This is a genomic window from Brevibacterium antiquum (genome assembly GCF_016107655.1).
GTDB classification, from domain to species: Bacteria; Actinomycetota; Actinomycetes; order Actinomycetales; family Brevibacteriaceae; genus Brevibacterium; species Brevibacterium antiquum.
In genome coordinates, this window is sequence record NZ_JABASX010000014.1 from 62,697 (window position 1) to 72,637 (window position 9,941).

At 57.5% G+C, this 9,941-nt stretch carries 14 protein-coding genes; 11 read left to right on the top strand and 3 right to left on the bottom strand.

Going from position 1 to position 9,941, the window contains the following annotated elements; translation table 11 throughout:
* Window positions 1-349: 349 nt before the first annotated feature.
* The 6 genes from JFC13_RS18540 (at window position 350) to JFC13_RS18565 (ending at window position 5,986) form a co-directional block, all read left to right on the top strand.
* A complete protein-coding gene (locus tag JFC13_RS18540; protein WP_198398510.1) occupies window positions 350-1,123 on the top strand; it encodes a zinc-ribbon domain-containing protein in 774 nt (257 codons plus the stop codon).
* On the top strand, window positions 1,120-2,340 hold the full coding sequence (locus JFC13_RS18545) for a hypothetical protein (protein WP_198398511.1): 1,221 nt from the start codon (window positions 1,120-1,122) through the stop codon (window positions 2,338-2,340). The genes JFC13_RS18540 and JFC13_RS18545 overlap by 4 nt, the downstream gene beginning before the upstream one ends.
* Window positions 2,341-3,093: 753 nt before the next feature.
* Window positions 3,094-3,618, top strand: a complete 525-nt coding sequence (locus tag JFC13_RS18550; RefSeq protein WP_198398512.1) for a hypothetical protein — start codon at window positions 3,094-3,096, stop codon at window positions 3,616-3,618.
* A 177-nt stretch (window positions 3,619-3,795) separates the two neighbouring features.
* Window positions 3,796-4,503, top strand: coding sequence for a hypothetical protein (locus tag JFC13_RS18555; protein WP_198398513.1), 708 nt, complete (start codon window positions 3,796-3,798; stop codon window positions 4,501-4,503).
* A gap of 36 nt (window positions 4,504-4,539) precedes the next feature.
* Window positions 4,540-5,412, top strand: coding sequence for a hypothetical protein (locus tag JFC13_RS18560; RefSeq protein WP_198398514.1), 873 nt, complete (start codon window positions 4,540-4,542; stop codon window positions 5,410-5,412).
* Window positions 5,413-5,719: 307 nt separating this feature from the next.
* Window positions 5,720-5,986 carry a hypothetical protein gene (locus tag JFC13_RS18565; protein ID WP_198398515.1) on the top strand — a complete coding sequence of 89 codons (267 nt, stop codon included), beginning with the start codon at window positions 5,720-5,722 and terminating at the stop codon, window positions 5,984-5,986.
* Between the two features lie 51 nt (window positions 5,987-6,037).
* Here JFC13_RS18565 and JFC13_RS19735 read toward each other — a convergent pair whose 3' ends face one another.
* Window positions 6,038-6,649, bottom strand: coding sequence for an HIRAN domain-containing protein (locus JFC13_RS19735; RefSeq protein ID WP_198398516.1), 612 nt, complete (start codon window positions 6,647-6,649; stop codon window positions 6,038-6,040).
* 131 nt (window positions 6,650-6,780) lie between these two features.
* Here JFC13_RS19735 and JFC13_RS18575 point away from each other — a divergent pair, with 131 nt between their 5' ends.
* The 5 genes from JFC13_RS18575 (at window position 6,781) to JFC13_RS18590 (ending at window position 8,780) form a co-directional block, all read left to right on the top strand.
* Window positions 6,781-6,936 carry a hypothetical protein gene (locus JFC13_RS18575; RefSeq protein ID WP_198398517.1) on the top strand — a complete coding sequence of 52 codons (156 nt, stop codon included), beginning with the start codon at window positions 6,781-6,783 and terminating at the stop codon, window positions 6,934-6,936.
* Window positions 6,937-7,116: 180 nt separating this feature from the next.
* Window positions 7,117-7,470, top strand: coding sequence for a hypothetical protein (locus JFC13_RS18580; protein WP_198398518.1), 354 nt, complete (start codon window positions 7,117-7,119; stop codon window positions 7,468-7,470).
* Between the two features lie 334 nt (window positions 7,471-7,804).
* Complete coding sequence (locus tag JFC13_RS18585) at window positions 7,805-8,164, top strand: hypothetical protein (RefSeq protein WP_198398519.1); 360 nt, start codon at window positions 7,805-7,807, stop codon at window positions 8,162-8,164.
* Between the two features lie 141 nt (window positions 8,165-8,305).
* A complete protein-coding gene (locus JFC13_RS19740) occupies window positions 8,306-8,431 on the top strand; it encodes a hypothetical protein (RefSeq protein ID WP_269770080.1) in 126 nt (41 codons plus the stop codon).
* Window positions 8,421-8,780, top strand: a complete 360-nt coding sequence (locus JFC13_RS18590; RefSeq protein ID WP_198398520.1) for a hypothetical protein — start codon at window positions 8,421-8,423, stop codon at window positions 8,778-8,780. The genes JFC13_RS19740 and JFC13_RS18590 overlap by 11 nt, the downstream gene beginning before the upstream one ends.
* Here JFC13_RS18590 and JFC13_RS18595 read toward each other — a convergent pair.
* The gene (locus tag JFC13_RS18595) at window positions 8,777-9,178 is read right to left on the bottom strand and encodes a hypothetical protein (RefSeq protein ID WP_198398521.1); all 402 of its coding nucleotides are present in this window, start codon (window positions 9,176-9,178) and stop codon (window positions 8,777-8,779) included. The two genes, JFC13_RS18590 and JFC13_RS18595, sit on opposite strands and share 4 nt — an antisense overlap.
* 76 nt (window positions 9,179-9,254) lie before the next feature.
* Window positions 9,255-9,737: a hypothetical protein gene (locus tag JFC13_RS18600; protein ID WP_198398522.1), complete on the bottom strand. Its 483-nt coding sequence runs from the start codon at window positions 9,735-9,737 to the stop codon at window positions 9,255-9,257.
* Window positions 9,738-9,941: the final 204 nt, after the last annotated feature.

A 9,941-nucleotide genomic window follows, 5' to 3' on the forward strand; every position in this document is an offset into this window, starting at 1 on the left:
GAAGATCCATTGGAAGTGCCCGGACCATGGGCACGAGTTCGTGTCCTCACCGGCTGCCCTTTGGGACTGCCCGAGCTGTAGCGAACAACGAATGTCTGAGTACCAGATGGAGACTGACTCTTACTCGGACAAGTTCGTCGCCGACGTTCCTGAGATTCTTGCCTACTGGGCAGACGAGAGAGATCCAGCCACGGTCGCAGTCAATACCCATCAGCAGTTTGTTTTCACCTGCGAAAATGGGCACAGAGCGCGACGGGCGCCGAGACTGAGAGGGTGCCCTGCATGTCGGGCTCAAACGACACGGCGAAAGAACCTTGAGGAGGCAACGTCGGATCAGGCCCGACCACGGATGGGCGCCGAACTGGCCGAGCAGTTTCACCCCACTCGAAATGGGAAGATCCTCATGGTTGCACTGTCTCCGGAGTCCCGGCGAATGGTTTGGTGGCGCGACCCCAACTGCGGCTTTGAGTGGCAAGGCACACCGGGGGCGCGTGACAAACGTGAACGGCTCCGCTGTCCTCGGTGTGCTTCAATCCTCGACTCGTTGGCTTATCACTATCCAGAGCTGGCGGATGAATGGGCACCGTCGAATCCACAGACGGCTTGGCAGGTTCGACCAACGGGACAGACTCGCGGTTACACCCCTGAGTGGGTGTGTAAGTCTGGTCATCGCTGGCAGGCGACAACCGCTTCGCGCACGAACGGCTCAACGTGCCCGGAGTGTTCGGTCACAGGGAAGTCGAGGATTGAGCTGGCTTATCTCGACGCCCTGTCGGGAATCTTTCCTTCGGTGCATTCGGGACGGTTGATCCGAAGCCAGGAGTTCACTCACGCGCGAGCGTGGCGACCAGACATCTTGATCGAGGCCGATGAAGCCAACCGGTCGGTCATTGTCGAGTACGACGGTTCGTATTGGCACTCCGAGAAGACGGACACCGATACGAAGAAGAGTCTCGATCTCATCGCCGCGGGCTACGACGTCGTTCGCTTACGCGAACACCCACTGCGATCGTTGCCAGTTCACTCGGCTCATTACATTGAATTGATCGTCTACGGGCTGACATCTGATGTTGACCACATCGTTGGTCAAATCCAAGAGTGGATCGGGAAGAGGAAGTTGTGACCAAGAAGAAGGCTTACGATCAGCGTTTGATGTACTCAGATCACATCACTCAATATCGCTACTTCTTGTCGTGCGCGCACGCCTATCTCGAATCTAGTGACCAGCTTGATACTTCGTGGAGTGGACTCAACGATGAGCCTTCTGTGCATGACGTACAGGCGGACTTCGAGCACAAGTGTACGGCCCGGAACTTCGGACAATGGCTGACTGTCCTCATGAACAACGATCGTTCGGAGTTCCCCAAATGGATTGCCCCAATTGTGAGAAATCGGTACTGGTCCGTGAACGCACAGCGCAAAGCAGAGTTCGTGCTCTCGGCGATGAACGTGCCGGGAAATTTCACCGTCACTGCATCGGTGTCTGACGATAGTTTCAGCAAGGAAGACCTGAGCCACCTGACGGCACTGTGTGCGGTGGAGAATTCCGTCGGAGGATCTGTCAGTATTGCGCGTGGCTTGAAACAACTGTATCTGCTCCATGACTATCGGATCGCTCAACCGATATGGACGAACCTTCAGCGTTCGAAAAAGACGAACAAGCCAGGACCGGTATCGAGTCCGGACCTAGCTGAACCTCAGCCTGATGTTCGGCCGCCCACCGGCAACCGTGCCGGAGTCGCCGTTCACGAGACTGTGTGTAGCCTGATTGACGACAGACTCTCAGAACTTTCCGCGGCAACAATTTCAGCAGACTCGGTCTATCTGGCGGCCGAGCTCACTCGACATCCATCGTGGGTGCTCGTCTTCGAGACACCTCTGGGAGTCCATAGAGGCCGTGAGCAAACTTCTATAGCTGGCATGTCCGTAACCAGTGGGGCTGCATCAATCTCTGTCGAGTTCATCCCCAGCAGTGGTTCAGCTCGAATGCCATCGGTTCGAATCCCGAAGGCAGGATCTCGCACCTTCGTTACGCACAGCTCCGAGGTGGTTGCCATCATTGTCCTCGCAGTTCTTTTTGAGTCAGGCGACAAGCTCGTGAAAACTCACGCTGATTGGGACCATCGCATCATCAAGCGCGTCACCTCACTAATCGCGAAAGCTTCTACAGCTACCTATCGAACCACCGGAGATATCACATGGGAGGCGGAGTCTAGCGCGACGATTCAGGCAATCCGCTTTTCGAGCGGAGCTCGGACTCCTCACGACACCCGAGGGTACTTCCAAATGCGTCGTGGAAAGAAGGTCGCAGTTAAGGCGTACCGAACCGGAAAGGAATGATGTTCACCCCTCGCTGCCGTCCAAACGACGCTAGTCCTAACTGAAGGCGAGAACAACTGATATACCGCACTCGAGCCATCCGCTTCTCCCAACTCTCACTAGGCTGACAAGAATTTCGATCTACTGTAAAGACGACCTTGAGCTATCGCGCAGCGAGGTTACGCTTCAACCGCTCATTCACCACCAACGACAGGCGGTCTCATTGCGAGCACTAATTTCTACCTGCCTCAGACGTGTCCAAGCCCCTGCGAGCACTGCACCGTGGACGATCTCCACATCGGCAAGCGATCCGTAGGTTGGCAATTTAGCTTCCGGGCCTACCCGAGTATCCAGTCCCGCCGAGACTGGGAGGCGCGGGTAGCCGAGGTCGGGTCCGTGATGGACGAGTACGGCCAGGAGCTCAGTCCCGTTCAGTTCTGGGCAGCAGTGGATGCGACCCGCGAGCCTCGCTCAGGTGGTTCTGCTCCCCTGTCCCACTTCGGGATGCGGGGTAAGCAGAACATCCCTGTCAATGATCCGAATTTGTTCTTGGATGATCAGGGTTGGGACTTCTCCGAGCACGAGTTTTCCTAGAGACGATGGGCGGCAGTCAGGAGTCTGCCCTAGTTCCGGAGCGACATGGACACCAACAGCTGAGTCCAGGGAAAGAGCCCATGTGAGCGACCGACTGGGTGAGCGCGAGATCATGAGCCACGTTTCAGCCCTTGCTCTGTGCTTGTTGAGATCACCAACGACACGAGCAGGAGAATCATCATGAGCGAGCAGGTCACTTTCACCGGCATCCGCACCACTCCTGCGATGGAGCGCACTGGCGAACAGTGGCGAGCTCTCGCTGCCGACGCTAGTCGTGAGTCCGCCGAGTCCTTCGAACGCTGCGACTCCGACGGATTCCTGTCCCAGTGGGCAAGCCAGCGGATGCAGTCTCGCTATCTCGCTGTGGCCACGTTCGCCGATGAGGGCCACATCTGCGAACGTCCAGCAGTTTTCGACCTTGCCGGCAACCTCATCCGCCTCGATGACCGCACCAACGACTGGGGCAACCGGTACTGGACCATCTCGAGCAACGAGGGTAGTAAGTACTTCTCTGAATCGAATGCCAGCACGCTCAAGACTGCTCGTGCCAACAATGAGAAGAAGGGCTATCGCCTCGGGTGGGCTATGGCCAAGATTGAGATGACTGATTTCGACTGGAAGTTCACCGACGAGGTTGTCTCTACGAAGACAACTGATTGGTATGGCGATCTCATTGCTGCTGGCAAGGAAGAGCTGCTCGACTGAAGTCTGAGATGCAGCTGGTCGCCGGCGATGCTCGGAGAGCCACCCTTTGGCCCCAAACGGTCTGAGTAGGAGACCGCTGCGTCTCCTATGGCGTGGTTAGGGAACGACAGTAGGGCCGATGGACAGACGAGCGCGCGTCTTGTCGGATAGCGGAGCCTGAGCCATAGAATCAGGTACATGCTGACTATCACCGTCACTGACGACCTCGACCTTTCGCAGTACGACCCCCAACAGCTCGTCACCGCGCGACTCGAACGCCCGTTGCTCCTGGACGACGACGAAGAGGCCGAGGCCCACAACGTTGAGCGGCAACAGGCAGCGGAGAAGGAGCTGCTGGGCCGACTCAACGACGAGCAGCGGCAACGACGACGCGACTATTTTGCGGCACAGGCACGCGCCGAGTTCAACCAGTACAAGCAACTCGTGGACAGCACTGCTGACCCTGCGGAGGCGCAGGCTAAGATCACCGAATCTGTCCACGCCCATCCGTTGCGCGAAGTCACCGAGAAGATATTCAATCGCAAGTCCCCTCTAGCCGACTTCAAATTGCCCCGCCCATCAGTCTTCACCGATAAGCAGTTGGAAGAACTCGGTGTGCAACCCGCGAAGCCTAAACGCAAACCCGACAAGACGCAGAAGCGGCTCGACAAGATCATCGACAGCTTGAGCCAGCACCGCAACGCCCTCGTCGCCGGCGCTGAGGTCATGGACGACCAGCTCGCCGAGCTCCGAACCGCGAACGCCACTCTCAATTCGCAATTGGAGCACGCCAAGGAGGATGCGAAGGGCACACGCACGCTGGCGGTGTGGTCTATCGCCATTGCAGGCGCCTCTCTGCTGGCGGCAGTCGGGACAATCATTGTCCAAGCCGTCATCGCCCCGTAGACCCGACCCAGTTCACGACTCCACAAGGACAAGCCATTGCTCGAAATCGACGTAACGAATCCGGACCTCGATTGGAACGACTACACCTACGAACAACTCATCAAAGCGAAGCTCTTAGTCCCTAGAGACGAAGGAGAAACGCGCTCGGCGGCAGACTTTCAGCTCATCAAAGAGAAGGAAGATGGCCTCCGCCAATTTCTCCCGCCTGAGGAGAGTGAGCGTAGGAAAGAAGTCCAACGGGAGCGCGCAGCGAGGTCACTAGCTGCTGCCCGCGAAGCGTTGAGGTCGATGAGCAACATTCGCTCCAATATTGACGTGTTGCAGGGGACCAAGCTCACCCCGAAGCTCGAGTTCAAGGTCGCGCCCAGTCCGAAGATCGCGGCCAAGTACACACCCGACATATCCAAGTACGCGCCTGACATGTCGAACGTGATGAAGGCGCTGACGAAGCAGATCTCGGAGCAGTTCAACATTCCGGTCGATCCCCGCGGCGAACTCAAGCCCTTTGGAGACGAATCTGAACCAGCGAAAGAAGGTGAGGTGGGCGAGGACGAATCAGCGCCGAACAAGGCGTCCGGTCAACTTGTACCCGCCGAACAAGGGGTTGACCTCACCGACGAAGAACGTGAAGAAGTCCGTGAGATCAACACCATCGCTCAATCACGAGGCGTGGTCACAATCATTGACTATATGGAAGAAGTGACAAACACTCTCGTTGCCCAAAAGGAAGCCGGAGACAAGCAAGCAAGATTTGACCGAATTGGCACCAAGACGTCCATCGGTATTGCAGCACTCTCGCTCATCCTCGCGATCACCACAGCCTGCGTTACTCTGTTCCGGCCAACACCCACCGTCGAGTTCCCTGACGGCCCCATGCCGGTCCAAATAGTCGAGCAGCAATCCGATTAGACGCCGGCAAACCCGAATAGCAACGCGCAGTACATTCGACTGCTGAGACATTGCGAACCACACAGGAGACCATGACAAACAAACGTGGTCTTAGTCAGGGCGTTCACGAGATTCCCTGAAGGATGGCGGACCGGAAAAGGCCGAAGTTGCAGGCGGGCAGCACAGGGCGTGGTGTCGTTGCAGGCTACAAAGAATCGATGCGCGACAACGGCCGGCTCTTCACCGTCTCGACCGGAAACTGAACCATGGTAGTAGCCCACCACTTGTTCTGGCAACCGATAGTCAGAACCAGTACGGGAGCTACACGATGATTAACCTCGACCGAGACGATGGAGAACTCACACCTGGAACCCCCGTGACTTACGAACGGGTCACCGGGTACCGCCTGCACCAGAACCGGCCGCTACTCTGCCAACGAGGACCGTGCATCTGCGGCGACGACTGCAACGGATCTCGGGAGGTGGTCACGACGACGGTGGCCGAGATCGTCAACTATGCCGACAATTCTGTCGAGGCCAAGCTCGCCGACGGCCACCGTCACACGCTCATCGCAGCTTACGGGGACGCGTGCTGAGGCCAGGCGGCATTCGACACCATGCTAAGGGCGCCCATACATCGGGCTGACTCAGTCGCTATTGAGTCCAAGCTCATCAGCCACCGTGATGCGCATGATGGCGAGGGTGATGCCAGACCTTCCCATTGCAATGGCCACGAACTCATCCCCTGCGTCGATGTACCTGGCAATGCGCGCTGCGACACCCTTGTTAATGTAGCCGTAGATACTGTTCGCTCCGACACGAGCTACAGCGATCGCATTGCGGTCGTATTCGTTGTCGGGTTCACGCCTGAGTTCTACACGCGATCGCATCTTCACTCTGGCTGCCGGGTAGTGCTTCCAGCCACGCACATTGACATAAAAGATTCCAAGCTTCGATAGGGCCCCACTGCCAGGCGATGGCTGCTTACCCGACGAGTCGCTGACGAATCGAAGCTCGCGGTCGCGGAGCTCGATATGAAACGTGAAGCGCCCATCAGCCCCGCGAACCAATTCAGCGTCGGCTTCTTCCTTGGATAGCCACTTGTCGCTCCCGCTTGATCTAGGGAGTGTACTGGCGCTCGGGTGCGAGGGGACAGCGGCACGGGGGCCGGGATCTTCGTTCTCTGGATTCAACGCTCGTGGGATGAGCAGAAAGCACAGCAGAGCAACGCCGATGAGAATCGCGATCACAAGCCACACGTGGAGACCTCCCTGTATCCGTTGTGAGAACTGTATCCGACCCTGCCGGTCAATGATCCCGAACCACTCCCTGGCCCCCGCTCAGTAGTTGATGTCCAGCAGCCGACACTTTCAAAAGGGGAGATTCCACCATGGCCACCATCCAGTACATCAACACCACCAACTACCCCGGCGACACCGAGGTCGAAGCCCACCGCCCCAGTTGTGGCCATCTCGACAAGTTCAAGCGGAACCGTCTCCTGTGGGCTGAAGGCGAGGCAGGAATCGGTGTTGCCGACACCGCCTAGGACGCCTGGACTGGATATAATTCTGACTTCATCGCTGAGGCAGAAGACGCCGGTGAGGATTTTAACTTTGCGGCGTGGCCCGTCGAAGTCTTCCCCTGCACAGGATTGGTACGCCAGACAGTCACGATCACGAGCGGCAACGGCGCCAGGCAGAGGTGAGCAGTGATGGACAGTCTCAGTATGAGCGCCGGTGACATGGACGAGGTTGGCCACTTCGCAACGGCTGACTATGCCTGTTTCGGCAACGACCTCGCGGTCCGGCTCAAAAACCAGGACGACGTGAGTCCCATCCGTAAACGGTGGCTCATCATTGACCGAGCCGGACGTCAGCTCGGTGTTGACGCCTATGAACTTTGGGCTCACGGTTACACGCCGTTGTGGTCTGCGCACGAGCAGCCCCGCGCCCCGGAGGTAGCGATTGTCGACGAGGTCCGCTACCTGATCGAGAATAGGACCGACTATCTCAACGAACATGCAGTCATTGAGAACATCACCCGTGCGTTAGCAGGCGAGACATTCCGGCCGAGCACGTGAAAGAAGACATGAACGAGACGATGAGATCCAAACTGCACCGTGTCATTGGCGGCATCATCTGTGGGAGTCGGCGTCGCCACCGTCTGGTGCTGGCCGTACAGGTATGGCACGAGCGAACGGGAGCATCGCATCAGTTGCCAGTCGGTGACAATTCGGACGCCCCAGTGTGCCTGCACGTGATGAAGCAGCTCTCGTCTCGACGGCCATTTTGTCTGACGTGCTGGCAATGTCCGGCTGACTAGCAATCGCGCTGGTGGTTGAGCCACTGACCAACCCCGCGTCTGTCAGTGGCGTAAGGGTGCACCGGCGCCTCCACCCGTCCCAGGAGAACACCATGTCATTTCCCAACGCTGTCCGCTCACTCATCGATACTGGAGTGCTTATGTCATTGGGTGCAAGAGACTTCAGCACCAATGCCACGGCAACTGCTCTCATCTTCGATGCCACAATCCTGCCGATGACGAAGGCCGGCAACCGATCGAGCGCACCGCGGACAATGTCAGTGACGATCTCGGGCTCTGACGACCGAGATGGATGCTTTGATCTCACAGTCACGTATCTCGGTCGAGGTCTCGCCAAGTTCGAGGACCCGATCGTCCACTACTCGGGGGCTGCGCTTCTGTCGGATCTCAACGGCACTCTGTTGGCGCTCGACTATGACGGGGCCGAAGTCCTTAACCCAGATTACGCATAAGCGTCAAGGACCCCGCAAGAGACCACCTCAGCGTAATGCTGGGGTGGTCTCTTGCTACGTATGAGCCACTTGCCACCCCTCCCACTGATGTAGGTAAGCGGGCGCACAAGCTCCCGACTCTTACGGAAAAGAGGAAGGCTCATGCTTCGAATCTCAATTTCGCTCATCGTCATCGTCGTGGTTGCCGTGGCGATTGCCGTCATATTGCCAGCGCTGGGCCCCTTGCCGGAGTCGCTCGAAGGCGAGGAGGACACTGATGTCCGTTGATAGCAGAGGTCTGGTCTCACTCGACCTTGCCGAAGAAGAGTCACTGGTGAAAGCTAGGGCGGACCACACAACGCTTCGTGTTGCAGCCGCGCGTATTCCTATTGATCTCAAGGCTGAGGCCGGATTCATTGTGACAGCTGACCATCCGTCGCACGAGCGTATCAGCGCATTGGAGATCGTCGCCGAAGACGGCATGGACGACATGGATGACATGTTTGCGTGGATTGCTGCCAGGCCCGAGGCCCCCGACTATGAGGCCGATGTGGCTAGGGCCAACGAGATGTTCTCTCGGCTATGGGGCAAGTACATTCGCCTTTTCAGCCTCAGCCGAGGCGAGGTCAAACGCTAGCAGACTGAATTCTGCGAGCTTTCTATGAGCTCTAGCGACGTCGTCACGAGCACGGTTTGGATTTTGCCCAGTACGGAAGATCCATACCGGATCTTCCACACGTCTTCGAAATCGGCTATCGGCTTGACCAAGTCACCGTCGTCCACAATGTGCGGTTTGGAACGCTTATCGGTGAAAACGTTCACCTGGACGCTCAGGTTGTAGGTATTGCCATCAGCGATAGAAGCGGAATTGGTGTTGAACGTGACGAAGGCGGTCAGCCCCTGCGGGTTGAAGCCGTCTCCTCGGGCAATCGACAGCTCATCGATGCTGACGAGCCCAGGGCCAGGCTCAACGATTACGGGGATAGAGGACCCGCTAGTGTCGTCAGGGTTTGCCATCTGCAATAGCTTGAGCATGAGCCAATGATATTACAACGGCCACCGCGGTTCTATCGCGGTGGGCCGTCTTCGAGTTGTCTGGCTTAGTGGCAATTCAGCTCTTGGGCCGAGGCCACGTGGACATTCGACGTGCTCGTGCGTGAGAGAGCTGAACAGCGAGTTTCGAGGTTGCTGGCCGAACGTCTGCGAATGGGTCGATAAGGAAGGTAGTTGCTTCCTCATCATTGTCGTCGCTGAGGTGAGTGCGACCGAAGAATGTTGTCATGAGCTCGTCGATGAACCACTGTCCTGAGACAGTCAACGCCGACAACGCCAGCTCCACACAGACATGGAGTCGCGGGTCATCTGAGTATTCGGACACGCGGTGGCGAGCCCCATCCTCGACCAGGTAGAAGGCTACCCATTTTGAGGCTGCGTAGTGGTTGCCGTGGTCGGAATGTCTCAACAGCAGATTTGGAATGAAAGCGAAGTGCGTGGAGTCGACCTCTTGTAGCAGTATGTCGAGCCTCGCTCGCTCGTTGGCGATGCGCTCAGGGGAGGTGGCTTCGCGAGTGTGGATATCGTCGATGAGAACCATGTTGCAGGTCCTTTCATGAGGAGAACTGGTCTCTCTCACGAGTGATGGGGATGTTGAGTGGCTCCGAGCGCGGAATCGGGTGAATCTGGGAGCTCGAAATTCCGACCCTCAAATGACGCGGGTGCTCTCACCAGGCATGACAGGCAAACTCCCACCAACTGGACTCAATACGAGGGGTATCACCACCCCAAAACACGTCTGGAA

Excerpts from the sequence above, each read along its gene's own strand:
- JFC13_RS18540 (WP_198398510.1), top strand. The coding sequence starts at position 350 with ATGGGCGCCGAACTGGCCGAGCAGTTTCACCCCACTCGAAATGGGAAG.
- JFC13_RS18550 (WP_198398512.1), top strand. The coding sequence starts at position 3,094 with ATGAGCGAGCAGGTCACTTTCACCGGCATCCGCACCACTCCTGCGATG.
- JFC13_RS18555 (WP_198398513.1), top strand. The coding sequence starts at position 3,796 with ATGCTGACTATCACCGTCACTGACGACCTCGACCTTTCGCAGTACGAC.
- JFC13_RS18565 (WP_198398515.1), top strand. The coding sequence starts at position 5,720 with ATGATTAACCTCGACCGAGACGATGGAGAACTCACACCTGGAACCCCC.
- JFC13_RS18575 (WP_198398517.1), top strand. The coding sequence starts at position 6,781 with ATGGCCACCATCCAGTACATCAACACCACCAACTACCCCGGCGACACC.
- JFC13_RS18580 (WP_198398518.1), top strand. The coding sequence starts at position 7,117 with ATGAGCGCCGGTGACATGGACGAGGTTGGCCACTTCGCAACGGCTGAC.
- JFC13_RS18585 (WP_198398519.1), top strand. The coding sequence starts at position 7,805 with ATGTCATTTCCCAACGCTGTCCGCTCACTCATCGATACTGGAGTGCTT.
- JFC13_RS19740 (WP_269770080.1), top strand. The coding sequence starts at position 8,306 with ATGCTTCGAATCTCAATTTCGCTCATCGTCATCGTCGTGGTTGCCGTG.
- JFC13_RS18590 (WP_198398520.1), top strand. The coding sequence starts at position 8,421 with ATGTCCGTTGATAGCAGAGGTCTGGTCTCACTCGACCTTGCCGAAGAA.
- JFC13_RS18595 (WP_198398521.1), bottom strand. The coding sequence starts at position 9,178 with ATGCTCAAGCTATTGCAGATGGCAAACCCTGACGACACTAGCGGGTCC.
- JFC13_RS18600 (WP_198398522.1), bottom strand. The coding sequence starts at position 9,737 with ATGGTTCTCATCGACGATATCCACACTCGCGAAGCCACCTCCCCTGAG.